This window comes from Nocardia sp. NPDC102475 (genome assembly GCF_055584605.1).
The window spans coordinates 384487-408972 of record NZ_JBVJLS010000003.1; the positions used below are offsets into that span (position 1 = coordinate 384487).

The 24486-nt window shown below is 66.5% G+C and carries 22 protein-coding genes; 9 read left to right on the top strand and 13 right to left on the bottom strand.

All coding sequences use genetic code 11. From position 1 onward, the window contains the following. Positions 1-29 precede the first annotated feature (29 nt). The gene (aspS, locus tag ACZ60G_RS07475) at positions 30-1832 is read right to left on the bottom strand and encodes an aspartate--tRNA ligase (protein WP_063047240.1); all 1803 of its coding nucleotides are present in this window, start codon (positions 1830-1832) and stop codon (positions 30-32) included. A 161-nt stretch (positions 1833-1993) separates the two neighbouring features. Between aspS and ypfJ the strand changes: the two genes are divergently transcribed. Together ypfJ and ACZ60G_RS07485 are read left to right on the top strand one after the other, a co-directional pair. After that, positions 1994-2917, top strand: coding sequence for a KPN_02809 family neutral zinc metallopeptidase (gene ypfJ, locus ACZ60G_RS07480; RefSeq protein WP_465808125.1), 924 nt, complete (start codon positions 1994-1996; stop codon positions 2915-2917). A 63-nt stretch (positions 2918-2980) separates the two neighbouring features. Continuing rightward, complete coding sequence (locus ACZ60G_RS07485; protein ID WP_465808127.1) at positions 2981-3502, top strand: hypothetical protein; 522 nt, start codon at positions 2981-2983, stop codon at positions 3500-3502. Positions 3503-3661: 159 nt separating this feature from the next. Here the strand turns inward: ACZ60G_RS07485 and ACZ60G_RS07490 are convergent, their stop codons facing one another. Beyond that, positions 3662-5278 carry a hypothetical protein gene (locus tag ACZ60G_RS07490; RefSeq protein ID WP_465808129.1) on the bottom strand — a complete coding sequence of 539 codons (1617 nt, stop codon included), beginning with the start codon at positions 5276-5278 and terminating at the stop codon, positions 3662-3664. Further along, positions 5275-5604, bottom strand: a complete 330-nt coding sequence (locus tag ACZ60G_RS07495; protein ID WP_465808131.1) for a type VII secretion target — start codon at positions 5602-5604, stop codon at positions 5275-5277. The genes ACZ60G_RS07490 and ACZ60G_RS07495 overlap by 4 nt, the downstream gene beginning before the upstream one ends. 247 nt (positions 5605-5851) lie before the next feature. On the opposite strand from ACZ60G_RS07495, the gene ACZ60G_RS07500 reads away from it, so the two are divergent. The 4 genes from ACZ60G_RS07500 (at position 5852) to ACZ60G_RS07515 (ending at position 10992) form a co-directional block, all read left to right on the top strand. Then, a complete protein-coding gene (locus tag ACZ60G_RS07500; protein ID WP_465808133.1) occupies positions 5852-6856 on the top strand; it encodes an NAD-dependent epimerase/dehydratase family protein in 1005 nt (334 codons plus the stop codon). A gap of 31 nt (positions 6857-6887) precedes the next feature. Continuing rightward, on the top strand, positions 6888-7904 hold the full coding sequence (locus ACZ60G_RS07505; protein ID WP_465808135.1) for an Rv2578c family radical SAM protein: 1017 nt from the start codon (positions 6888-6890) through the stop codon (positions 7902-7904). Positions 7905-7987: 83 nt separating this feature from the next. Beyond that, a complete protein-coding gene (locus ACZ60G_RS07510; protein WP_465808137.1) occupies positions 7988-9913 on the top strand; it encodes a 2-oxoacid:acceptor oxidoreductase subunit alpha in 1926 nt (641 codons plus the stop codon). Further along, positions 9913-10992, top strand: a complete 1080-nt coding sequence (locus ACZ60G_RS07515) for a 2-oxoacid:ferredoxin oxidoreductase subunit beta (RefSeq protein ID WP_465808139.1) — start codon at positions 9913-9915, stop codon at positions 10990-10992. The genes ACZ60G_RS07510 and ACZ60G_RS07515 overlap by 1 nt, the downstream gene beginning before the upstream one ends. Here ACZ60G_RS07515 and ACZ60G_RS07520 read toward each other — a convergent pair. Next, positions 10985-11431, bottom strand: coding sequence for a MarR family winged helix-turn-helix transcriptional regulator (locus ACZ60G_RS07520; RefSeq protein WP_465808141.1), 447 nt, complete (start codon positions 11429-11431; stop codon positions 10985-10987). The two genes, ACZ60G_RS07515 and ACZ60G_RS07520, sit on opposite strands and share 8 nt — an antisense overlap. Positions 11432-11489: 58 nt before the next feature. On the opposite strand from ACZ60G_RS07520, the gene ACZ60G_RS07525 reads away from it, so the two are divergent. Then, a complete protein-coding gene (locus ACZ60G_RS07525; RefSeq protein ID WP_465808143.1) occupies positions 11490-11885 on the top strand; it encodes a hypothetical protein in 396 nt (131 codons plus the stop codon). Between the two features lie 23 nt (positions 11886-11908). Here ACZ60G_RS07525 and ACZ60G_RS07530 read toward each other — a convergent pair whose 3' ends face one another. The 3 genes from ACZ60G_RS07530 to hisS form a co-directional block, all read right to left on the bottom strand. Beyond that, complete coding sequence (locus tag ACZ60G_RS07530) at positions 11909-12916, bottom strand: malate dehydrogenase (RefSeq protein WP_465808145.1); 1008 nt, start codon at positions 12914-12916, stop codon at positions 11909-11911. A gap of 249 nt (positions 12917-13165) precedes the next feature. Next, complete coding sequence (locus tag ACZ60G_RS07535; protein ID WP_465808147.1) at positions 13166-13822, bottom strand: hypothetical protein; 657 nt, start codon at positions 13820-13822, stop codon at positions 13166-13168. Between the two features lie 42 nt (positions 13823-13864). Next, positions 13865-15142, bottom strand: a complete 1278-nt coding sequence (hisS, locus tag ACZ60G_RS07540; RefSeq protein WP_465808149.1) for a histidine--tRNA ligase — start codon at positions 15140-15142, stop codon at positions 13865-13867. 159 nt (positions 15143-15301) lie between these two features. Between hisS and ACZ60G_RS07545 the strand changes: the two genes are divergently transcribed. Then, positions 15302-16117 carry a peptidylprolyl isomerase gene (locus tag ACZ60G_RS07545; protein ID WP_465808151.1) on the top strand — a complete coding sequence of 272 codons (816 nt, stop codon included), beginning with the start codon at positions 15302-15304 and terminating at the stop codon, positions 16115-16117. Positions 16118-16574: 457 nt separating this feature from the next. Then, complete coding sequence (locus ACZ60G_RS07550) at positions 16575-17129, top strand: hypothetical protein (RefSeq protein WP_465808153.1); 555 nt, start codon at positions 16575-16577, stop codon at positions 17127-17129. Between the two features lie 68 nt (positions 17130-17197). On the opposite strand, the gene ACZ60G_RS07555 is transcribed toward ACZ60G_RS07550, so the two are convergent. From ACZ60G_RS07555 to ACZ60G_RS07580, 6 genes are all read right to left on the bottom strand, one after another. Beyond that, positions 17198-17584, bottom strand: coding sequence for a DUF4913 domain-containing protein (locus ACZ60G_RS07555; RefSeq protein WP_465808155.1), 387 nt, complete (start codon positions 17582-17584; stop codon positions 17198-17200). Further along, positions 17581-19404, bottom strand: coding sequence for a type IV secretory system conjugative DNA transfer family protein (locus ACZ60G_RS07560; RefSeq protein WP_465808157.1), 1824 nt, complete (start codon positions 19402-19404; stop codon positions 17581-17583). Before ACZ60G_RS07560 ends, ACZ60G_RS07555 begins: the two co-directional genes overlap by 4 nt. A 48-nt stretch (positions 19405-19452) precedes the next feature. Then, positions 19453-20010: a hypothetical protein gene (locus ACZ60G_RS07565; protein WP_465808159.1), complete on the bottom strand. Its 558-nt coding sequence runs from the start codon at positions 20008-20010 to the stop codon at positions 19453-19455. A gap of 83 nt (positions 20011-20093) precedes the next feature. Further along, the gene (locus ACZ60G_RS07570; protein WP_465808161.1) at positions 20094-21776 is read right to left on the bottom strand and encodes a peptidoglycan DD-metalloendopeptidase family protein; all 1683 of its coding nucleotides are present in this window, start codon (positions 21774-21776) and stop codon (positions 20094-20096) included. 40 nt (positions 21777-21816) lie between these two features. Beyond that, positions 21817-22125 (bottom strand): transposase, encoded by a 309-nt coding sequence (locus ACZ60G_RS07575; protein WP_465808163.1) that lies wholly within the window; start codon positions 22123-22125, stop codon positions 21817-21819. A gap of 55 nt (positions 22126-22180) precedes the next feature. Continuing rightward, positions 22181-24484 carry a hypothetical protein gene (locus ACZ60G_RS07580; protein WP_465808165.1) on the bottom strand — a complete coding sequence of 768 codons (2304 nt, stop codon included), beginning with the start codon at positions 24482-24484 and terminating at the stop codon, positions 22181-22183. Between the last annotated feature and the right edge of the window lie 2 nt (positions 24485-24486).

The following is a 24486-nucleotide window of genomic DNA, read 5'->3' on the forward strand; positions in this document are numbered from 1 at the left end:
AGAAAGTACCGTTCCAGCGGCAGCCCGCGCTATTCCGAAGCGCGACCCGCGTCGCCGCCCTCGTCCTTCTTCTTCTCCGGCTTGAAGTCCAGGCCCGCTTCCTTGCGCTGCTGCGCGGTGATCGGCGCGGGCGCATCGGTCAACGGATCCACACCGCCACCGGTCTTCGGGAAGGCGATGACCTCGCGGATCGAATCCATCCCGGCCAGCAGTGCGGTGATCCGGTCCCAGCCGAAAGCGATGCCACCGTGTGGCGGGGCGCCGTAGGAGAACGCGTCCAGCAGGAAGCCGAACTTCTCCTGCGCCTCGTCGTGCCCGATGCCCATCACCTTGAAGACGCGCTCCTGCACATCGCGGCGATGGATACGGATGCTGCCGCCGCCGATCTCGTTGCCGTTGCAGACGATGTCGTAGGCGTAGGCCAGGGCCGAGCCCGGGTCGGTGTCGAAGGTGTCCAGCGACTCCGGCTTGGGCGAGGTGAACGCGTGGTGCACCGCGGTCCATGCCGAATGACCAAGTGCCACATCGCCGCTCGCGGTCGCCTCGGCGGCGGGTTCGAACATCGGCGCATCCACGATCCACACGAACGCCCACGCGTTCTCATCGATCAGACCGCATTTGCGCGCGATCTCGCCACGCGCCGCACCGAGCAGCGCGCGCTGCGCTTTGGCCGGACCGGCGGCGAAGAACACACAGTCACCCGGTACCGCGCCGACATGCTTCGCCAGGCCCTCGCGCTCGGATTCGCTGAGGTTCTTGGCGACCGGACCGCCGAGCGTGCCGTCCTCCTGCACCAGCACATACGCCAGCCCCTTGGCGCCGCGCTGCTTCGCCCACTCCTGCCAGGCGTCGAGCTGACGCCGCGGCTGACTCGCGCCACCGGGCATCACGACCGCGCCCACGTACTCCGCCTGGAACACCCGGAACGGGGTCTCCTTGAAGTACTCGGTGCATTCGGTGATCTCGACACCGAAGCGCAGGTCCGGCTTATCGCTACCGAAGCGGCGCATCGCCTCCGCGTAGGTCATATGCGGAATCGGGAACGGGATCTCGTAGCCGACGAGCTTCCACAGCGCCTCCAGGATCTCCTCGGCGACCAGGATCACGTCCTCTTGGCGCACGAAGCTCATCTCGAGGTCGAGCTGGGTGAATTCGGGCTGGCGGTCGGCGCGGAAGTCCTCGTCGCGGTAGCAGCGCGCGATCTGGTAGTACCGCTCGACACCGGCAACCATCAGCAGCTGCTTGAACAGCTGCGGGCTCTGCGGCAGCGCATAGAAGCTGCCCGGCTGCAGGCGCGCGGGCACCAGGAAGTCGCGGGCGCCCTCGGGCGTCGAGCGGGTCATCGTCGGGGTCTCGACCTCGACGAATTCATGATGGGCCAGCACCGCGCGAGCGGCCGCGTTGACCTTCGACCGCAGCCGGATGGCCTTACCCGGCGCCTCGCGGCGAAGGTCGAGGTAGCGATACTTGAGGCGGGCCTCGTCACCGGGCTGCTCGTCGAGCTGGAACGGCAGCGGCGCACTCTCGTTGAGCACCTCGAGTTCGCTGACGTTGACCTCGATGGAACCGGTCGGCAGCTCCGGGTTCTCGTTGCCGTCGGGCCGCTGCTCGACGACACCGGTGACCCGCACGCAGAATTCGGCGCGCAGTTTGTGCGCCTGCGCCGCGGGCTCGCCCTCGCGGAACACCGCCTGCGCCACACCCGACGCATCGCGCAGATCGATGAAGATCACGCCACCGTGGTCACGACGCCGGGCCACCCAGCCGGTGAGGGTGACGGTCTGACCGGCGTGCTCGCTTCGCAGCGAACCAGCCAAGTGGGTGCGCAGCACGGGATTCCTTTCGACGAATGTGACACCGGCAGGGCGATCCGGTGCGGTTGCCATCGTAGTGAGACACATATCCCGAGAGGAAACCGATATCGCCGCCCCGCGTGCGAAGCTGTATCGGCAGGGTATGACCGAGGTGTTCAGGACACGAGAAAGCGAAGCAGATGACCTTCAACGAAGGCCTCCAGATCGACCCGGATCGGGCTTCTTCCGGCGGTGGGCCCGGGATGGGCGGCAAGCTCGCCCTCGGCGGGGGTGCCGGTGGTCTCATCCTGCTGGTAATCGGCCTGTTGCTCGGTGGGGATCCCGGTTCGCTGCTCGGACAGTTGAACGGCAGCGAGAGCAGCACTGTGCAGCCCGGCACCGCGGGCACGCCCACGCACTGCAAGACCGGCGCGGACGCCAATAAGTACGTCGACTGCCGGGTGGTGCTCACCGCACAGAGCCTCGACGCGGTGTGGGCGGCACAGCTGCCACAGCAGACCGGCAAGAAGTATTCGAAGCCGAAGCTGGTGCTGTTCTCCGGCGCGGTCTCGACCGGTTGTGGCAATGCGACCAGCGCGGTCGGCCCGTTCTACTGCCCCGCCGACCGGACCGCCTACTTCGACACCGCCTTCTTCCAGGAGCTGGTCGACCGCTTCGGTTCCAGCGGTGGCCCGCTCGCCCAGGAGTACGTGGTGGCGCACGAGGTCGGCCACCACATCCAGAATCTGCTCGGCGATATCGGCCGGGCCCAACGGGATCCGCGCGGACCGGAATCCGGCGCGGTGCGCACCGAACTCCAGGCCGACTGCTACGCGGGCATCTGGGCCCACTTCGCCGACAAGCAGCCCGCCCCCGGCAGCGATCAACCCTTCCTGAAAGCCTTGTCCGACAACGATATCCGTGACGCCCTCTCCGCCGCGTCCGCCGTCGGCGACGACCGAATCCAGCGTGCCGCCCAGGGGCGCGTCAACCCGGAGGCCTGGACCCACGGTTCCTCGGACCAACGCCAGAAATGGTTCCTCACCGGCTACAAATCCGGTCAGGTCCAAGCATGCGACACGTACTCGGCCTCCGACCTGAACAACCCGTCGGCCTTACGCTGATCGCCGACGGATGATCGATAATCGAGGCCAGTTGGACTGTGGCACAGCGTAGATAGGGATTTCATGCGGAGAACGAAGTCGGCACTGCTGTTTCTCGTCGTGGCACTCGCGGGTAGCTGGGGTGTCGCCTCGGCCGAACCCGCTGCCGACGCACCACAACCGACCGCCCCGGCACTACTGACACTCACCACCATCCCGAGCGGTTGGTCCGAGCGAGTCGACCTGCGCCCAGTGCTGCAGATCTACGCCGACGGCCATGCGGTCGCACAGCCCGACGCCGCGTCCACCACCCGCGCCGCCGACACCCCACCGCAGCGGCTCACCGGCACCATCTCCGCCGACGTCCTGAATGCCGCTCTGGCGGAAACCAAATCACTCGCCGCCCTCGACCTCGGCATGCCCAGCGCCACCGACCAGGGCACTCAGATCATCGACCTCATGCCTGCGCCGCCCGACCAAGACGTTCATGTCCTCATGTACGCCCCCGACGCGACCGAGAACCTCACCTCGGACCAACAGGCCAACCGCAAACGCTTCACCGACCTCTATCGCAAACTCGTCGACGCCTTCATGCGAGACCACTGAGCAAGCTGTCGACCTCGGTACCGATGGCCACGAGGAACGTTGCGCGCTTCGGCATCCGCCAGGCCTGAGATACCGCAACACCGTTCGGACGGTATGCACAGCTGGAACACCAGCGCCCCCACTCGAAATCGAGCGGGGGCACTGGAGAACTCTTTCGGACTAGAACTGGTCCTGTTCGTAGTCCGAGCTGACCAGTTCATCCGGGTGGGTCGCACCGATGACGTCCGGGGTGGACTCACCGAGCGGCCCGGTGAGGTCGTCGTTGCCGGTGCGGCTCTGGTACGGGTCCACATTGCGCGTGTGCTCGTCGTCGTTGCCGCCGCGTTGCCCGGTGGCGCCGGGGCTGCCGCCCATGAAGGAGCTCCCCGAGCTCGCCGCGCTGGTCGACGTACCCGTGCCCAAGGATGTGCCGGATAGGCCCGAGACTCGGCTGATGGGTGACACGGTGCTGCCCGGCATGCCGGTCACCTTCTGCGTCGACGGCGAGCCCGATGTGCTGGGCGAACCGGAACGGCTTCCGATGCCGCTCATGCCCGAGATCCCCGAGGTGGTGTGCCCGGCATTGGTCGATGCCGCCATGGTGGACGTGCTCGGCGAACCAGAGGTGCTGGAACCGTCCAACAGGCCCGCGGCATTGGTCGACGCATCCTGCGCGACGGACTGCGCCTGTTCCATGATCGGCTCACCGATGTTCTGCATAACCGCCTGCGCGACCTCCTGCGGCGCAGGCAGACCGCTGGTCCCGAGCAGCTGGTTCACCAGACCGGTCAGCTCGGCGGTCTTCCCGGCCAGGTCACCGCGGGTGGCATTGGCGACCATGACGGCCGATCCAAGATGTTCGGTCGCGGTCGCGATCAGCGCGGCCTGACCGGGCGGCGTCAGCGCCACCGGCACGAGTGCGGTTGCCTGCGTGGCGAATTCGCTCGCGATCCCCAACAGCTGCGCATTGCCCTGCTGCACCACCGCGGCGGCCCGCTGGGTGAGTTCGGAGATATCGATACCGCGCTGACTGGTGTCCTGCCCCTGGGTCTGCGCGGTGTTGCTGGCGGCCTGCGCCTCGCGGGACGACTGGCCCTGCCACAGCTGCTCGACGGTCTGCAGACCACCCTTGCCGACCGATACCGCGGCCTCGATGATCTTGGATGACTGGCTGAGAATCGCGGTCGGGTCGAAAGCGCCGATGACGCCGGTGCCAAAGCTGTTCAGCAGCTCCAGGATCGGCTGGAACAGCGTGTCGATCCCGGGAATCCCGGGAATCGACAGCCCCTGCATCAGCGCCGCGACCGGATCAGACGGACTATTCGTCGCCGCTGCTGCCGCTGCGGCACCCTGGTTGCCCGTCCCGCCGAGCGCACTGCTGACCGCACTCTGCGCCTGTTGCGCCGCGCTCTGCGCCGCCTGCATCACCGGCGCAGCCGCATGGCTGATCGCGGTCTGTGCATCGGTAAGCGCCTGCGACACATCGGGGGGTACCGCACCGGACAGAATCGCACTCGCGTCCGGCGTCGAATTTCCGTTGAGCCCCGGCATGCCCGTCGGGATGGTCCCCAGCTGCGGTGAATCCTCGGTGATCTTGCGCGCGAGCACGAATTCGGGCGCCTCGATCGGCGGCAGATCCGCGGGCAACTGCGGCAGCGACAGATCGCTCAATCCCTGCGACGCATTCTGCAGTGCGTCGACGGCGGTGTTCTGCGTCGCGATCACGGCCTCTTCGATCGCCACGCTCTGCTGATCGGGTGCGATCACGCCGGTCGCGCCGGTATCCATCGGTCTCATGCCCCGCCTCCGACCTGGTCGGCGATCGCTTTCAGTACGCCCGCGTTGCCGAAGTCGGTGGTATCGAACGCTCCGGCCGCCGTGAACGCGGACTTCGAGAGCTTGTCGTATTTGGCCGACAGATCATTGATGTCCTTGGCCTGCAACACCTGTGCCGCGGCGAACGCCACCAGATAATCGGCGCCGATCAGGCCGAATACCGGCGTGAGCGCAGCGACGTTCTGCACGGCATCGAAATTGCCCGCTCCCGCGATCTCGCCGGCGACCCCGGCATTGGTCGCCGCGAACGCTCGGACCGCATCGGTCTCCACCGAGAGATCAGCCATCGAGTTGCACCCCCCAAATCGTCGTGAACTGTAGTTCCGTGTTCATAGCGTCGATCAACATCTACTCCCTGCCCGCACCGGCAGCTCGGCTGCGATCGGGCCCCTGCGCAGCTGCGAGTCGGGTACCGGCGCCGCTGCGGTTGCGCTCAATATAGCGGACCCCACCGGCAAGTTTCGAGCCCAACGCGGCCACCGAAAGGAACTGGAACAGGTTGCAAATTAGAACAAGTTCTATATTCTCGATCGCATGAAGGTCGCAGTGACCGGCGCAGCCGGCTACCTTGGCACGAATCTGCTCAGCCTGCTGGTCGAACGAGGACACGAGGTCACAGCAATCGATCGCGTCGTTCCGGAGCAGCGGACGGACCCGAACGTCACCTGGGTCTCCGGCAATGTGCTCGACCCCGAATCCATGCGCTCAGCGCTCGCCGGCGCGGAGATCGTCTACCACCTCGTCGCCGTGATCACCCTGGCCGAGCAGCACGACCTGGCATGGAAGGTCAATACCGAGGGTGTGCGCGTCGTCGCCGAGGCGGCCCTGGACTTGGGCGTGCGCCGCATGGTGCACGCGAGCTCCATCCACGCCTTCAATCAGTACACCTGCGGCGGCCGCATCGACGAGACCTCGGCGCGCTCGACCGACCCCAGCCTGCCCGTCTACGACCGTTCCAAATGGGCGGGCGAAATCGAACTGCGCAAAGTGATCGAGCAAGGCCTGGACGCGGTGATCTGCAATCCCACCGGCGTCTTCGGCCCGCTCGACTACAGCATCCCGCTGTCCAGGATCAACCGCACCCTCAAGGACGCCGCCCGCGGCCGGGTACCCGCGATGATCGGCGGCGGCTTCGATCTGGTCGACGTCCGCGACGTCGCGAAGGGCCTGATCCTGGCCGGGGAGCGGGGCCGGACCGGCGAGAACTACCTGCTCGGCGGTTCGATGATCTCGATGCTCGACCTGTGTCGCACCGCGGCGGGATGCGGCGGCAAGAAGGGACCGAAATTCTCGATCTCGCCCAAGGTCGTCAACGGCTTGATTCCGGTGCTCGAACCGATCGGCAAACTGCTCAAGACCGACATCGTGTCGAAGGCCGCACTCGGCGCGCTGGTCTCCGCCCCGATCGTCGACCACGGCAAGGCGGAGCGCGAAATCGGCTATCAGCCGAGGCCCATCGAGGAGACCGTGCGCGACCTGGTCACTTTCTTCACCGATCCGAAGCAGCTCACCGCGCCCGACGCCCGACAGATCGCTTGACACTCTTTAGAACACATGTTCGACTGATGGGGTGCGGTGGCAAAGCCAAACCCTGGATGCCGACGACGGCGCCCTGCCCGGTCTCGACCGGGCGGGTTTCGTGCGCACTGTACAAACGCCCGAATTCGAGGGCATCACGTTCCACGAGGTGCTGTGCAAGAGCGCGCTGAACAAGATGCCGGAGGCGTCGAATCTGCCGTTCCATTGGACGATCAATCCGATGCGCGGCTGTTCACACGCCTGCCGCTACTGTTTCGCGCGTCCCACCCACGAGTATCTGGACCTGGACGCGGGCCGGGATTTCGATTCGCAGATCGTGGTGAAGACCAATATCGCCGCGGTGCTGCGCAAGGAACTCGGCCGGCGGTCCTGGCATCATGAACCGGTCGCGCTGGGCACAAATACCGATCCGTATCAACGGGCCGAGGGCCGATATCGGTTGATGCCAGGCATCATTCGCGCGCTGAGCGATTCCGGCACACCGTTCTCCATTCTCACCAAGGGCACGCTGCTGCGCCGGGATCTGCCGCTGCTCACGGCGGCGGCGCGGCAGGTCCGGGTGAGCGTCGCCGTCTCCATCGCGATCCTGGATATGGATCTGCACCGCAGCCTGGAATCCGGTACGCCATCGCCCAAGGCGCGGCTGGAGATGGTGCGGGCGCTGGCCGATGCCGGGTTCGAGGTGAATGTGATGGTCGCGCCGGTGATTCCATATCTCACCGACAGCCGCGCCCACCTGGACGCACTATTCGGTGCGATCGCCGAGGCCGGGGCGGTATCGGTGGTCGCATTCCCGATGCATCTACGTGGCGCCACCCGTGGCTGGTTCCTGAGTTGGCTGACCGAGGCGCATCCGGCGCTGGTGCGCCGCTATCGCCAGCTCTATGGCCGCGGCGCCTATGTGACGCCGGAATATGCGTCCTGGCTACGCGAGCGGGTGCAGCCACTGCTCCAGCAACACGGCCTCACCCGCGAGCACACCCCGGAGCTGCAGACACAACCCCCGACACCGCTGCCCAACGACACGCAGCTGGCGCTCTTCCCGTAAAGCATTTCACAAGCAATTCCCGCACACGGCGGAGTAGGTTGGCCAATGGCACCTCCCATCGGACGAGGAAGTGAAGCAGGCATATGGTTTCCGACCAAAGTGATGTCGGCACAGCGAAATTGGAAAAGGTCGTAATTCGGTTCGCCGGGGACTCCGGAGACGGAATGCAGCTCACCGGTGATCGCTTCACGCACGAGGCGGCCGCATTCGGCAACGACCTCGCCACCCAGCCCAACTTCCCGGCCGAAATCCGGGCGCCACAGGGCACGCTGCCCGGCGTCTCGTCCTTCCAGATCCAGATCGCCGATTACGACATCCTCACCGCGGGCGACCAGCCCGACGTGCTGGTCGCGATGAATCCCGCGGCGCTGAAGTCCAATCTCGAGGACCTGCCGCGCGGTGCCACCCTCATCGTGAACACCGACGAGTTCACCAAACGCAATCTCGGCAAGGTCGGCTACACCACCGATCCGCTCGACGACGACACACTGAGCGATTTCGTGGTCCACCGCGTGCCGATGACCTCACTCACCATCGGCGCGACTGAGCCGACCGGCGTTGGCAAGAAGGACGCTCAGCGCGCGAAGAATATGTTCGCGCTCGGCCTGCTGTCCTGGATGTACGGACGCCCGATCGGCGGCACCGAACGCTTCCTGCGCGAGAAATTCGCCGCGAAACCCGATATCGCCGAGGCGAATCTGCTCGCCTTCCGCGCTGGCTGGAATTACGGCGAGACCACCGAAAGCTTCGCAACCACCTTCGAGGTGGCCCCGGCCAAACTGCCGCCGGGCACCTACCGCCAGATCACCGGCAATACCGCGCTCGCCTACGGCCTCGTCACCGCGGGGCAGTTATCCGGGTTGCCGGTCTTTCTCGGCACCTATCCGATCACACCAGCCTCCGACATCCTGCACGAACTCAGTAAGCACAAGAACTTCGGCGTCACCACCTTCCAGGCCGAAGACGAGATCGCGGGCATCGGCGCGGCCCTCGGCGCGGCCCTCGGCGGCGCGCTCGGCGTCACCAGCACTTCCGGCCCCGGGCTGGCGCTCAAGAGCGAAACCATCGGGCTGGCGGTGATGACGGAACTGCCGTTGGTGATCGTCGACGTGCAGCGCGGCGGACCGTCCACCGGACTGCCGACCAAGACCGAACAGGCCGATCTACTTCAGGCGCTCTACGGCCGCAACGGGGAATCGCCGGTCGCCGTACTCGCGCCGCGCTCCCCCGCCGACTGCTTCGCCACCGCGGTAGAGGCGGCTCGCGTCGCCCTCACCTACCGCACACCGGTGCTGTTGCTTTCCGACGGCTCGATCGCCAATGGCTCTGAGCCGTGGTCGATTCCGCGGGTCAGCGAACTGGAGCCGATCGATCCGCGCTTCGAACCCGAGGCCGAGGAGGGCACGCCGTTCCAGCCCTATTCCCGTGATCCCGATACTCTCGCGAGGCCGCTCGCGGTGCCGGGCACCGCTGGTCGCGCGCATCGGATCGGCGGACTGGAGAAGGCCGACGGCAGCGGCAATATCTCCTATGAGCCCGGCAACCACGAACTGATGGTTCGCCTGCGGCAGGCCAAGATCGATGGCATCACCGTCCCCGATCTCGAGGTCGACGATCCGGACGGGCGGGCCGAACTCCTGCTGATCGGCTGGGGCAGTTCCTTCGGGCCGATCGGCGAGGCCTGTCGGCGCGCCCGCCGTCGCGGCGTCTCGGTCGCACAGGCGCATCTGCGATATCTGAATCCATTGCCCGCCAACCTCGATGCCGTGCTACGGAGCTATCGGACCGTGGTCGCGCCGGAAATGAACGGCGGTCAGCTGGCCATGCTGCTGCGGGCGAAGTATCTGGTGGATGTGCAACCGTGGACAAAGATCGCCGGCACGGCATTCTCCGCACAGGAACTCGTCGGGGTAATCGATGCGGCACTGGACGGGTCGATCGAGGATATGGAACACGATAAGGCGTTCGCGGCACGGGCGCGTGCCACGTACTCGACTGGGGGTAACTGATGACCATCGTCGAAACCTCGCTCATCGGAACCGATCTGGGCCTCACCGGACTCTCGGGAGTGCCGTCCGCGGACGGGCCGCAGAAGGTCAAGGACTTCACCTCCGATCAGGAGGTGCGCTGGTGCCCCGGCTGCGGTGACTATGTGATCCTGGCGACCGTGCGCGGCTTCCTCGCCGAACTCGGATTGCGCAGGGAGAACCTGATGTTCGTCTCCGGGATCGGCTGCTCGAGCCGGTTCCCGTACTACCTCGAGGCCTACGGCATCCACTCCATCCACGGCCGCGCGCCCGCCATCGCGACGGGGCTCGCGGTAACGCGGCCGGATCTGTCGGTGTGGGTAGTGACCGGTGACGGTGACGCGCTGTCGATCGGCGGCAACCACCTGATCCATGCCCTGCGCCGCAATGTGAATATGACGATCCTGCTGTTCAATAACCGGATCTACGGACTCACCAAGGGGCAGTACTCCCCCACCTCGGAAGAGGGCAAGATCACCAAATCGACGCCGATGGGCTCGGTCGACCACCCGTTCAACACGCTGTCGGTCGCGCTGGGAGCGGAAGCCGGCTTCGCCGCGCGCGCTCTGGATTCCGATCGGGCGGGCCTCACCGAGGTGCTGCGCGCCGCCGCCGAACACCGCGGGACATCGTTCGTCGAGATCCTGCAGGACTGCCCGATCTTCAACGACGGTTCATTCGACGTGCTGCGCAAGGGCGATGCCGAATCCCGCCTCATCCCGCTGCACCATGGTGAGCCGATCCGTTTCGGCGCCGATGGCGAATTCGCCGTGGTGCGTGCCGGTTTCGGGCTCGCGGTGGTGCGCACCGACGAGGTCGACGAGTCCGAGATCATCGTGCACGACGCCTACACCGACAATCCGGAGTACGCCTACGCCCTCTCGCGTCTGTCGGACCAGGACCTCGGCCACGTGGTCACCGGGATCTTCCGCAACGTCACCCGGCCCACCTACGACGATGCGGTTCGCACCCAAACCGCCATGGCGCGGGAACGCAATCCGGTACAAGAGGATTCGCTGCAATCCCTGCTCAACGGTTCGGAAACCTGGACCATCAGCTAGGCAGACCGAGCCGATCGGCGAGCGTGCCCAGGATGCTATGCAGGTCGGCGCGCTCGGCGGCGGTGAGATCCGCGGTGGTCTCGGCGTCGATCGCATGTGCGGCGTCGAGGCATTTGCCCAGTAATGCGCGGCCGTGGGAGGTCAGGCTCAGGTTCTGACGGCGGCGATCCTCCGGATCCCGCAGCCGTTCGATGGCCCCGAGGGACTCCAGGTGGTCGGCCAGCGCGACGACCAGACTCGGCGCGACGCGCAGTATCTGCGCCATCTGCATCTGCGATGTCGGTCCGTCGGCCGCCAACACATTCAGCATTCCGGCGTGCTTCGGCTTGAGCCCGAGACTCGACACATCGATGCTGAAGCGGTCGGTCAGGAACGCGCCCAGCAGTCCGAGCCGGAAGGTGACGGTCTCCGGCAGCTTTTCCACCTTGACGTTCTTCATAGCCAGCATAATACTGTCCCTAAACCATTCAGATTCTGAACGATTCAGGGAGTGAAGAATGCAGGACGAGAAGCTCACCAGATCCACGATCATCGTCAATGCGGTCGGCGCGGGCGTCGCCGTGGCATTCAGTGTCGCGGCGCTCATCGACCCCACCCTGGTGATAACCGGCAGCGCGGACTCGCCCGGAGTCGATCTTTATGCCCAGGCCTACGCCGCGCGTGCCATCCCGTTGGGTGCCGCGTTGCTGTTCAGCCTGACCAGCCGCCGCAAGCGGGCTCTCCTACCGCTGCTGACCGTGTCGGGTGCGGTACAGCTCGGTGATGTCGCCATTGGCGCCAGCCAGGGAATTCCGGGCATGATGGTCGGCGGCAGCGTGCTCGCGCTGATTCATCTCGCCACCGCGGGTCAATTGGCCCTCGGCAGGAGTCGCTCCGCCACAGCCGCGGCCTGAGAGCCACGACTTCGGGCATGAGTTCAGACGTGCTTGGCGAATCCGAGGTCGATGACGGCGTCGCGTTCCTGTTCGAGTTCCGCGACGCTGGCGTCGATGCGGGCACGGGAGAAGTCGTCGAGCTCCAAGCCCTGGACGATCGCGTATCCGCCGTCCGCGCAGGTGACGGGGAACGAGGTGATCAGGCCTTCGGGAATGCCGTAGGAGCCGTCGGAGGGGACGGCCATCGAGGTCCAGTCGTCGGTGCGGATGCCGAGCGACCAGTCGTGGATGTGGTCGATGGCGGCGCTGGCCGCGCTGGCGGCCGAGGAGGCGCCGCGGGCCTGGATGATGGCGGTCCCGCGCTGTTGGACGGTGGGGATGAATTCCTCGCGCAGCCAGCCCTGGTCGACGAGTTCGCGGGCGGGACGGCCCGTGATGGTGGCGTGCGTGATATCCGGATACTGGGTCGCGGAGTGGTTGCCCCAGATGGCGACGTGGGCGATATCGGCGGCGCCGGCGCCGGTCTTCTTGGCCAGCTGCGCGATGGCGCGGTTGTGGTCGAGGCGGGTCATCGCCGTGAATCGCTCGGCCGGGACGTCCGGGGCATTGCTCATGGCGATGAAGGCGTTGGTATTGGCCGGATTGCCGACCACGAGCACCTTGACGTCGTCGGCGGCGCTCGCGTTGATCGCCTGGCCCTGTTCGGTGAAGATCGGGCCGTTGGCGGCCAGCAGATCCGAGCGCTCCATCCCCGCGGTACGCGGCCGGGCACCGACCAGCAACGCGACATTCGCACCCTCGAACCCGACCCACGGATCGTCACTGATATCAATCGATTCGAGCAGCGGAAACGCACCGTCCTCGAGCTCCATCGCCACACCCTCCAGCGACGCCACCGCCGCTGGAATCTCCAGCAACCGCAGCCGTACCGGCGTCTCGGACCCGAGCAGCGCCCCGGACGCGATCCGGAACAGCAGACCGTAGGCGATCTGCCCCGCACCTCCGGTCACGGCGACGGTCACGGGCGCGGTCCGAGCAGCGGTGCTCACGAGAAACTCCTTGCGATAGACGGACACTCGATCCCCACCCTAACGACTCTCACGGCCCCGAACCGCCAGTGGTGAGCTACGCGACAGTCACCCCGCCACACCCATCCAACCGCCTCAGCTAACGACAAGCACCCACAACGGGCGCGAAATCCGACAGAGTGCGCGCCGTTCAGCGCACGACGCAACCGCGCATCGCCTGCAACTTCGCATGGCACGCCGATTCGCGTGTCGCACAACTCGACTCGCGTATCAACACAGTCCCGCGACTTCCTGATCGGTCAGGACGATCGGCGACACATAGTCCTTCGCTCGAGCCAGGCGGGTAGCACGGTACAGCGGCCGCTCCTCCAGTCCGGCATCTCGGGCCTCGGCGCGCAGTTGGTGGACGAGCATGGTCGACACCGCTACGGCCGCGGCGAGTTCGCTGGCGGCCAAGGCGTCTGCCAGTTTGCGGAGCCCGAGCAGGTGGAGTTCGCGACCGCTGCCCGCATCGGTGTACATCGCGAGCGGCACGACCTGCGACTCGACGCCCGCGGTCACCCGCAGGACGATGCGGCTCAGACGGGCCGGAAAGACGAGGATCTCGACGCCGTTGGCGGCCGCGATATCGACCTGACGCTCCCTGATCACCCGCCGCGCGTGAATCGTGGTCCCGGCCAGCCACATCCGCCGACGGCGCAGCGCGATGGCGTAGGCGACGGTGGGGGCACCGACGACGAGACCGATCGCGATCGCGATCGACCACGGCACCAGCAGCGCCGCGAGCAATGCTGCACCGATACCCACCCCTACCGCGGCGAGGGCGAGTCGCCGCAGCATGGGTGCGTAGGTCTCGGGCGCGACGAGATCGAGTCCGACCGACGGAACCGGTTGGGCTGCACCGGGATTCGTGGGTTCTACCGGCATGGCTGCCCATTCGTCGTGGTGCGGGCGTACCCCGGCACCGTACTACTCGCCGGAGCGCAGAGCGGTCGCGACGGCGGCCACCGACTCGTCCAGTGGGATCTGACGCTGTTCACCGGTGGCCATATCCTTCAGGCCGATGCTGTTCTCGGCCAGATCACGGTCACCGAGGACCAGGGTGAATTTGGCGCCGGACTTGTCCGCTGCCTTCAGCGACCCCTTGACACTTCGACCGCCGTACGCCAGATCGACGCGAATGCCCACCGCTCGCAGCTGGGCCGCGAGCACGACCAACCGCTGCTTGGCAGCATCGCCGAGTGATACGCCGTAGACCTCGCACCGCGCCGGATCGCCCGCCGACTTGCCCTCGGCCCGCAGCGCCAGAATGGTGCGGTCCACACCGAGTCCGAATCCGATGCCGGACAGCGGTTGTCCGCCCAGTTCGGCCATGAGCCCGTCGTAGCGTCCGCCGCCGCCGATACCCGACTGCGCCCCGAGACCGTCGTGCACGAATTCGAAGGTCGTCTTCGTGTAGTAGTCCAGGCCGCGCACCATCCGCGGATTCACCACGTAGGGCACGCCGAGCGCGTCGAGATACCCGAGCACCTGCTCGAAGTGCGTCTTCGCCGACTCCGACAGGTGATCGATCATCAGCGGCGCGTTCGCGGTCATCTCGCGCACCTCGGGCCGCTTGTCGTCGAGCACCCGCAGCGGATTCAACTGTGCCCGCCGCTTGGTCTCCTCGTCCAGCGGCAGCCCGAACAGGAACTCCTGCAACAGCTCTCGATACTGCGGGCGACAGGTCTCGTCACCGAGCGAGGTGATCTCCAGCCGGAAGCCGGCCAACCCGAGTTCGCGATATCCGGCGTCCGCGATCGCGATCACCTCGGCATCCAGCGCGGGATCATCGATACCGATCGCCTCGACGCCGACCTGCTGCAACTGCCGGTACCGACCGGCCTGCGGGCGCTCATAGCGAAAGAACGGACCCGAATACACCAGCTTCACCGGCAATTGCCCCCGGTCGAGCCCGTGTTCGATGACCGCACGCATGACACCCGCGGTGCCCTCCGGCCGCAGCGTGACACTGCGCTCGCCGCGGTCGGCGAAGGTGTACATCTCCTTGGTCACCACATCGGTGGATTCACCGACGCCCCGCGCGAACAAGGCGGTGTCCTCGAAGATCGGCAGCTCCACATGCCCGTACCCGGCGAGTCGGGCGGCACGGATCAAGCCGTCGCGCACCGCGACGAACTCGGCCGAACCGGGTGGCACGTAATCCGGAACCCCCTTCGGGGCGGAGAAGCTGCTGGTCTTGGTCACGATGGTCCAGTTTCCACCACTACGGCCCGTCAAGTCCAACCGGTTTGCCACCACGAGTTCATACAGCGTCACGACTGGTCGAAATGGCCTGCTGAGCAGTCTCAGGAATAGATGGCACAATCCTGTGCCGTACGTAACGGATACGGGAGGAACGTGGTAGTGCCGAGCAACGAACAGCGACGGGCAGCGGCGAAACGCAAGCTGGAGCGCCAGCTGGCCAACCGGGCCGACCGGGCGCGCAAGCGCAGGCGACTCACGATCGCCGGATCGGCGCTCGGCGTGGTGGTCGTGGCGGCGGCGGCCGTCGGCGTCTACTTCCTGACCAAGAGTGACGATAAGCCCGCGGCCATCAGCTGCGACTACCGCGACAGTCAGAAGCCCGCGGATAAGCAGGTGAAGAAGCCGCGCACCAGCGGCATCGAGAACACCGGCGACAATGCCAGTCTCAGCGTCAGCATGGACACCACTCAGGGCCCCATCGGCCTGACCCTGGACAACGCCAAGGCGCCGTGCACCGTGAACAGCTTCGCCAGCCTGGCCGGTCAGGGCTACTTCGACAACACCACTTGCCACCGCATGACCGCGGACGAGGGCCTGAAGGTGCTGCAGTGCGGTGACCCGACAGGTACCGGCACCGGCGGTCCCGGCTACCAGTTCGACAACGAGTACCCGACCAATCGCTACAACCCGGCCGACCCCGCGTTGCAGCAGCCCATGGCCTACAAGCGCGGCACGCTGGCCATGGCCAACGCGGGACCGGATCCCGTCACCGGCGGCGGCACCAACGGCAGTCAGTTCTTCATCGTCTACGGCGATTCGCAACTGCCGCCGAACTACACCATCTTCGGCACCGTCGATCCGGACAGCATGGGCACGCTGGACAAGATCGCCGCCGGCGGTCAGGACAACTCCAACGGACAGGGCGACGGCAAGCCCAATCTCCCCGTAACCATCCAGTCGGTCCGCATCGACTGAGCTGGCCCTTTCGAGCGACCTGCAAGCAGTCGCTACGACACGCCCGATCCGAATCCTCGCTTCGTTCGGACCCGCCGCGCGCAATGAGCAGCGGGCCCGAACTACCGCCCTGAACAAGCCAGGGTAGGCGACCCTAATCGTTCGGTTAGGATGTGCTAAAACCGGAGATCCTCCGAAGCTTTCCCCTGCCCGCCGGAATTGTGCGATATATGCTGTTAAGCGGCACGCCCACACGGTTGGCGCCGGGTTTTCTCGGGTAATCTCGAATAAAGGAGAACGCGTAGCGTCGTCATCCCTGACCGGACGATCCCCAACCGGGAATGCCACGCGACAAGTTCTCTGGGTGTCCACGTTTGCAGGCGGGGCACCGGCGCGGCGGACTACAGTTCGACGTGGCGGCGTCCGTGACGAAGCACCACAACATCCATAGTGATCACTGCAGCATCGGGGAGCAGCCATGTCCGAGGAACTGGACGACATCGGCCGGGAAACCGCGGCCATGATGAAGAGTATGTTGCAGATTGCGACCCTGGTCGCGCTGCGGACCCGTGAGCGTGGTCAGAAGGAAGCCGAAGCCCGCGTCAAGGTCACCGAGGCCCGCATCAAGGAGGCCCGGGAACTGCAGATCCGTGAGGCCCGCGACGCCAAGGCGAAGGACCCACGCAATCTCGAACTGGCCCGGATGGTCGAGAAATCGGTTCCGGCCAAGGGTATTTCATTGGAGAAGGATCGTTTCTCCGCACAGGCCGAGGCCAGCCGAATGGCCGCGACGGCGTCGGCTCAGTCCAAGCCGCTCGTTCGTTACGACTCCCAGGAGCGTCGGCAGGCCATCGCGGCGCATCTCGCCCGGATCGGTATCGCACCGGAACTCGCGGCGGTACGGATGCTCATCGAGGTAGGTCAGGGGCAACCGCCCGAAGAGGCCGTACGCATTCGCGACGAAGCCGCCCGCGCGGCCGGCGCACGAGGTCGGGAACAGGACGCACGCGGTTTGGAACGCGTCCGACAGTAGCTGGATCCCGACGCCGGAAACCGAAAACGCCCGCTGAAATCAGCGGGCGTTTCAACGTTTTCGGCTCGTCAGACGCGGAAATCGCCGATGGTCGGATCGCCGAAAAGTCCCTGGGTGGGGGACTTCAGCGGCAGTGGGCTCAGCATGTCCTTGTGGCCGTTGCGCACACTGCAGTACTTGAACGGTCCGCGGGGATCGAAGAGCTTGGTCATATGCGGATCCGCGTGGTCGAGGAACCAGACACTCAATCCGGTGCTCGGCTCGAGCCGGTAGTGCTCCCATGCGCGCCAGAGCGCATCTAGTCGCGCCACCGCCTCGGCATGCTTCCACCACTCCGGGCACCACACCGTTTCACTGATGTCGGTGACCTGACGCCGGTACACCAGGCCGAGGTAGTTCTCGACGAAGTCCACCACATTGCTGTAGATCATGGGCTGTTGCTGCTGTTCAGTCACAGCGGCCGAACCTCCTCGATTTGACCGTATTCGGGGGGCGGAGCAGCCTTGGTCAGGTTGGGCGAGCCGAACAGGTCGGCGATCTCGGTCTTACGCCCCGGAAGATGGTGCGAGATCGACTTCTTCACGTCCTCAGCGTAGTCGCCATCCCACCAGGGCACGGTACGCACGAGCACCGCGGGCTGGCCCGAGGTGAAGACGATCGCGCGACCCTGTGGCAGGGTAGCCAGCGCGTTCACGGTGAAGGTCTTGGACGAACCGAGTGAACGCGAATAGCTCTTGCCGCCTTTGGATTCCGAGACCGAGGACGAGATCGCGTCGTACTCGCCGATCGCCTCGGAGCGGTCGCGCAGGAAGTTCATATCGTCGACGCCCGGACCGAGCACCTTGATATTGGCCGCCGACCACAGCGCCAGCATGCCGTCGTCGCCCCAGCAGCGCGCACCCTGGGCCCAGGACTGCAGCACCGTCATCACCACGATGCCGCGGGAACCGAAGTGACTGTACTGCTTGGGCAAATCCTTCCAGCGCACCACATTCGCCGCCTCGTCCAGGACCGCGAGCATCGGGATCGGCAACCGTCCGCCGGGCGAATGTGTGGCCTTGCGCATGGCCACATCGACCACGGCCTCGGTGAGCGCACTGACCAGCGGCGCCGCCGAACCACGACCCTCGAGCGAGAGGCTGTAGAGCGTGCCGTTGTTCTCGATGAATTCGAGTTCGTCGAACTGCATGCGGTTGTCGCCGGGCAGGATCCACGGGTGCACATTCGACAGCTGCAGGCAGCGGATCATCTTCTTCGCGGTGCCGAAAATGCCGCTCTTGGTGCGCGGATCGGCGTTGTACTGCATCGCGAGGCCCGAGGCGGTGTAGTGCTTACTCGAATTGCGCAGCAGTTCGATGGGTTCGGAGTCGTTGGGATTGGTCACCCAGTCCCAGACCTGGACGATCGGGCGACCACCGAGCGCGGCGGCCAGGAACAGCCCAGCGAGCAGATCCTCGGCCTCCGGGTCGAAAAACATATCACCCTTGGAGTCGGAACCGCTGTCGGCATCGGCGAAGTGTCCGGCCAACCGTGCGGCCCGCATCTCCGCACCGTCGTGATGTGCGTCCACCCAGGCAAGCGGATCCCAGAACCAGGTCGGCTCCTCCCCCGCGACGCCCTGCGGGTCGAAGACGAAGGTGCGACTTCCCTTGGCCTCGCGCACATCTCGGGTCGCATCGACCACGTCGCGCTTGTTCGAGGTGGACAGGACCGGTCCGATGGCAGTCAGGATGGCCGGGATCACCCGCGAGGTCGACTTGCCCTGGCGCGGACCCCAGATGTCCAGATGCAGATCCTCATACGAGCCGTAGAGCATCACCCCATCGGCAACACCGACGCCGATCGGCACGCCCGGGCTGTCGTTGTAGCCGAGCCGGACACCGAGCATTTCGGCCTTCGACCGCACCCCGGCCTCGGTGAGCGATTTGATAGCACTGCCGCTCCCCATCACATCGGCCTTCTCGTCCACGGAGAGCCGACCGACCGACCGACGTGCGGCAAGCCGCTTGCGCACCACTACGTAGGCCACGATCGCGCCGATGACGAGCAGCACGATCACCGTGGAGGCGCGCGGCCAGTGCAGTTTCCCCCTGACCAGATCGGCGACGATCGCGATCGGGTTGACCGGGATGTCCTGCGGGGTGACAGCCATCGCGTTGCCGAGATGCAGGGCGATCCACAGGGTTCCGAGAGTCGCGAAACCGGCGTAGATCATGTAGAGGGTGATATCGGGTCCAACCACGGCCGGATCCTGCACCTTCTTCTTTTTCGCCATGTCTGCCTCCTGTTAGGACCTAGCTATGTGGTTGTCGCTGGTGCGGGCTCAGCGGAAGGCGTCGAGCCGCCAGCCTTCCGATGTACGCACCACGGTCGCGATGACCGTCGCGGGCGGCAGGGATTCCTTGCGCCCGTTCGGGTAGACGACCGTTTGCTCGATCCCGATCTTGAACTGTTGGACGTTCGGATCGGCGCTCGTGGGCGGGCGCTCACCCGATGCGAAGGTGAAGGCCTCGATATGTGCCTGCGCCTTGGCCCAGTCCGCCCACTGCAGCGTCGCTTTCGGTGTCTCGATCCCGGTCGGCGTGCTGTCGAGAATGCGAATTAGGCTGGGGCCCAACCATTTCCGCGCGCGCGACAGCGAGGCGCCCTGGGCCTCGGTGGCGGGCTGCCAGGAGTAGATCTCCTTCAGCGCGGCCACCGCGACGCCGTCGGGTGTCACCGGATCGGGTGCGGGCACACCCTCCAGCAATCGGGTCGTGGACGTGGGCGGTTGCGGCGCACCGGAACCCGACTCCCGATCCGAGCCGGCGCACCCCGCACCCCACATCGCGACGCTCAGCACCAGCATCACCACCAGTTTCGCGCGTGCATTGTTATTCAAGGCTAGCCGCCGGGACCGACACTTGTGCGGTCCAATCGCCGCACGTGCCTCGGCGTGTTCGCCGGCCGCGGTGGCTGTTGTCGTCACAGCACCCTCCTCCCGCGGCCGTCACCCGGCACCGCGACCTCGGTCACGCCACTGGAATGCCCGTATGCGGCGGGCACGGATTGGATCATTCGGCCGTTGCCGGAATAGATTCCGACCTCGGCGGGGCCGCGCGGGCCGAATGAGCTGAACACCAGATCACCGGGTTGCAGCTTGCTCAGCGGTACTTCGGCGCCCGCCTCCCACTGCTGTTCGGCGGTCCGCGGCAAGGTCACCGCGCCCGACGAGGCCGCGAACACCGCAGCCGCAGTGAGGCCGGGACCGTCCATGCCACCGCCGCTCGGGCCCTGCGGGCCACCGCCACCCCAGACGTACGGCGTGCCGAGCCATTGCTGCGCCGCCTGGACGACCTGAACGCCGCCCGCCCCCTCCTGCGGGGTGAAGCGGCCATTGGAGCCCTGCGCGCGGTATTGCGGTTCCATCGCAAGGATATTCGCGACGTACGGCTGGGTTTCGGCGTAGTGCGCGGCCACCTGGTTCGGCATACCGCCGGAGGCGAGTACCGCGCCCTCGCCGGCGTTGTAGGCGGCCAGGGTCAGTGCGACGACATCGCCCTGCACGCGGCCCTGGGACTCCCACGCCGTGATCTTGTGCGCGAGCGCGCACATATAGCGGCCCTGACCGATGATCGCGTCGCCGTCGTCCCATACGCTCGCGACGCCATTGCCGTCGGCATCGACGACATAGGGCTGACCGTCATCGGGATCGATACTGGCCGCGGTGCCGGGCAGGAACTGGGCCAGACCCTGCGCGCCTGCGGGAGAGGACGCGCTGCGCCGGAATCCGGACTCCTGCCTGCCCTGTGCGGCCAGCAGCGACGGAGTGATCTGCGGGCAGATGGAACCCGCACGGCGATACCAGATCTCGAGTTCCTGCGGCACCTTGCCCGCGGCCAGCGCACCACCCGCGGTACCGAAGCCGCGGTTACAGCGCGGATCGGACGAGAAGGCCTGCGCGCCACCGACATCCGGGGTCGGTGCGCCGTCGAGCCAGGGCAGCGGGTCGATCTGCCGACCACCGGTGAAGCGTCCGCCCGGCACGATCTCGAAATGCAGGTGCGGACCGCTGGACTCTCCCGCCGAACCGACCTGCGCGATGGGCTGACCGGCGACGACGGTATCGCCGACGTGCACATGCACGCCGCTGTCCCACATATGGCCGTACACCGCGGAATACGCGCGGCCGTTGGTGTCGACGGAATCGACGACGATCCAGTTGCCGAACCCCGAAGCGGGACCGGCTGCTACGACGCGTCCATCGGACACCGAGTAGATGGTGGTGCCGTCGGTCGCGGCGAAGTCGACGCCCTTATGGGTGCCGCCACGCGCGCCGAATACGTCCGACACGGTGAAGGTGCCGGCGGCCAGCGGCAGCGTCCGGCGGATCGGGCCGACGCCCGCGGCCAGCGACGGCGCACCCGTGGCGGTCGAATGGGCTTGGGTGGCAGTCGGATTGCCGGTCGTGCTCATGGCAGTGGGGGTGCCCGCGACGCGGGAATTACCCGGCGCGTATCCGCCGAGCGGCGCCAGCATGGTCGACGATACGAGCACCGAGGTGCCCTCGCAGGCGTCGTCCACGGCGGGCATCACGATGACGACCACCAGGATCATCAGCCCGAGCACGCTCGTCAGCGCCAGGTAGAGGAGGGTCCGCCCGGTCACCGCATCCCCGGCAGTGCCGAACGACCGCGGACCGAACCCATCACGTCTGCCGCCGAGATTCGTTGAGGGTGTCGGCCAGGGTGCGGTTCATCTCCGCGGCGGCGGCCAATTGTTGTTGTAGCAGTGCGACTTTGCGGCGCAGCGCCGTCGCGTCCAGGCGCTCGAGACTCGGTCCCTCGGCGGCGCGCACCCAGTTGCGCACCGAGTTGGTATGCACGCCGATCTGCTCGGCGACCACCCGGCAGGCCTCCGATTCGCTGCGTAGTTTGCCGGTAAGTGCAATGACCTGCTCGACCGCGGCATTGCGCACTTCCGGCGATACTCTCCGATAGGACCGGTGCGGCATCATGCGCCCCACCTCCCACAGCCAACCGCCGGTCTCGACAACGGTGCAAGAAGCCCCCTCATGCGGCACTCCCACTGGGGGAATCGCCACCACGCGAAGTCGACTCGGTGAACTCGGAGAAGCGCTGGTTGGTTTCGTGGATCCCACTCTCCTTCTCGGACAAGGTGAATTCCATATGGAACGGGATGCCGGGGCGGCGATCCTCACCGATCTTCAGCAGGAATTTGCCGGTACCCGGCGGCGACGGCCGCAGCTGACCGGGTTTGAGCGCCTCGCCCGTCAGCGCCTGCGGTGCGGACCATCCGGTCACCATCTCCTCCTCGGCGGATGTGAACGGAACCACGCTGTCCAGGCGCTTGATCTCCTCGCCGGGCAGCGCGCCGAATATCTTGGCGCGCGCGCGTTCGAGGAAGCCCAGCGCCTTCGCGATGGCGGCTTCCGATCCCAGTGCTTGCAGGTCCTTGATGGTGTGGCTGATCATGATCAGCGCGGTGGCGATGGTGCGCTGCAGTCGGGTCAGCTCATCGACCCGGTCGACCATGAAGTCGCCGAGGCCGAGCACCTGCCACAACTCGTCCATCACCACCTGGAAATAGCGCTGCGGGCCGAGTTTCGCGTCGGCGAGCACATGCGCGGCCTCCACCGAGGCGAAACCGTCGGCCCAGCAGGCCAGCATCACTGCGGCCTTGAGCTTCTTATCCCCGGTGGGGATATGGGATACGTCGATGCAGACCGCGACCGCGCTGGTATCGATCGGAACGCTGGTCTGCCCGTTGAAGATCGCGCCGAACGGGCCCTGGGTCAGGGCGCGCAGCGAGCGGCGCAGGCCCTTGATGGCGACCTGATATTCGTTCGGATCGTCGGCGCCGGCGTCGAGCTGCAATTCGTCACCGCCGGCGACGATCACCTCGAGCAGGTTCTCCATGATGGGCGGTTGGTCGGGCGTATAGCCGCTGCCCGGCCGGTAGAGGATGCGCAGTGCGGTGGCGATCAGCGTCTCCTCGTAGTCGCGCACCCGCGCGCCGCGTACCAATTCGACCAGACCGGCGATGAGCGTGACCTGGCGGGCGCGCAGATCCTGTAGCACCTGAAGTTGCAGTGCCGGAAACTCGTCCAGCATCGGCACGACCGAACCGAGCACACCGGCGGCGAGCGGGTTGAGCTTGCCGTGGCCGTAACCGAGGTCGATCACCTGGCCACCGACCAGTTCGACCAACTTGCGGTAGTCCGGTTTCACGTCGGCCAGGATCAGCGGGGTGATGCCCTGCGCGATACCGCCGAGCACGATCCGGCGCACCAGCGAGGACTTACCGAAACCGTTGAGCCCCAGGACGAAAAGGCTGGGCGCGGTGATGAAGCTGCCGCGCAGGAACCAGTTCATCGGGTCGAAGCAGACCGGGGCGCCGGTATGCAGATGCGAACCGAGCGGGGTGCCGATCAACGGCGCACCCGCGCCGACCGACCAAGGCCAGAGACCCGCCACCTGGGCGGTGGTGGCCCGATATTCGACCGGGCGGCCAACGACGTTCATCCGGCCGCCGCCGGGACCCATATAGCCGCGATCGGTGAGTTGGGCTGTGTTGCGGTCGAATCCGTCTTCGAAGACCTGTTCGGCGCGCGCCGCGTAATTGCGGCGGCGGATATCGTCGGTGCGGATCCGGAAGGTCGCGAAGGCCGCCCGCAGACCGGTGCCCTCACGGCTGATCTGCTCGAGTTTGGCCCTGGTCGCATCGTCGAGCAGGGGCGGACCGGACTGTTTGCGCTTGTCCGACCTCGCCTTTGCACGACGGGCGGCCTTGTCCATCTGCGGGGTGCCCATGGCGCGGTCCGCGGTGTAGTCGATCTTGGCCGCGCGCTGTGCCTCGCGGCTCGTCCGCGATCCATTGCGTTCCGGTCGTGCCACGCGTTCCCCCCGAGCCGGTCGTTGCGGTGCGCCATCGCGCGGGCGAGCGGTCCGGGCGCCGTCGGGACGTCCGCGCTCCGTCGAAGTCCGTTCACCGCGGCCGTTTTCGGACCTGATGCGGCCACGGTCCGGATGCGGCCGATCGGCACGGCCACCGTCGGCGGCTGCGGCGCCGGGTCGCGCCCGTCGCTCGGCCGCATCGCGCGACGGTCGCCGCTCCCGATCGGACGTTTCGCCGATGCCGGTCCGCTCGCCGCCGCTCACCCCCGCCGGGCCTCGCGCGGCCCGCCGATCCCGGTCGGGCATCTCCTCGATGCCCGAGCGCTCGACCCGGCCCCCGGTCGGCCGCTCAGCGCGTTCGTCCGCGGGCCGCTCCCATGCCGCGTCCTCGGGACGCCGCTTGCGCCGCACCGGCGCCTCGTCCCGTTCGCGCACGGGTGGCTCGTACTCACGTGCCATGT

Coding starts and splice junctions, on each gene's coding strand:
- ACZ60G_RS07550 (WP_465808153.1), top strand. CDS start 16,575: ATGTCCGAGGAACTGGACGACATCGGCCGGGAAACCGCGGCCATGATG.
- ACZ60G_RS07510 (WP_465808137.1), top strand. CDS start 7,988: ATGGTTTCCGACCAAAGTGATGTCGGCACAGCGAAATTGGAAAAGGTC.
- ACZ60G_RS07485 (WP_465808127.1), top strand. CDS start 2,981: ATGCGGAGAACGAAGTCGGCACTGCTGTTTCTCGTCGTGGCACTCGCG.
- ACZ60G_RS07575 (WP_465808163.1), bottom strand. CDS start 22,125: ATGATGCCGCACCGGTCCTATCGGAGAGTATCGCCGGAAGTGCGCAAT.
- ACZ60G_RS07495 (WP_465808131.1), bottom strand. CDS start 5,604: ATGGCTGATCTCTCGGTGGAGACCGATGCGGTCCGAGCGTTCGCGGCG.
- ypfJ (WP_465808125.1), top strand. CDS start 1,994: ATGACCTTCAACGAAGGCCTCCAGATCGACCCGGATCGGGCTTCTTCC.
- ACZ60G_RS07535 (WP_465808147.1), bottom strand. CDS start 13,822: ATGCCGGTAGAACCCACGAATCCCGGTGCAGCCCAACCGGTTCCGTCG.
- ACZ60G_RS07515 (WP_465808139.1), top strand. CDS start 9,913: ATGACCATCGTCGAAACCTCGCTCATCGGAACCGATCTGGGCCTCACC.
- ACZ60G_RS07525 (WP_465808143.1), top strand. CDS start 11,490: ATGCAGGACGAGAAGCTCACCAGATCCACGATCATCGTCAATGCGGTC.
- ACZ60G_RS07490 (WP_465808129.1), bottom strand. CDS start 5,278: ATGAGACCGATGGATACCGGCGCGACCGGCGTGATCGCACCCGATCAG.
- ACZ60G_RS07560 (WP_465808157.1), bottom strand. CDS start 19,404: ATGGCGAAAAAGAAGAAGGTGCAGGATCCGGCCGTGGTTGGACCCGAT.
- ACZ60G_RS07500 (WP_465808133.1), top strand. CDS start 5,852: ATGAAGGTCGCAGTGACCGGCGCAGCCGGCTACCTTGGCACGAATCTG.
- ACZ60G_RS07520 (WP_465808141.1), bottom strand. CDS start 11,431: ATGAAGAACGTCAAGGTGGAAAAGCTGCCGGAGACCGTCACCTTCCGG.
- ACZ60G_RS07580 (WP_465808165.1), bottom strand. CDS start 24,484: ATGGCACGTGAGTACGAGCCACCCGTGCGCGAACGGGACGAGGCGCCG.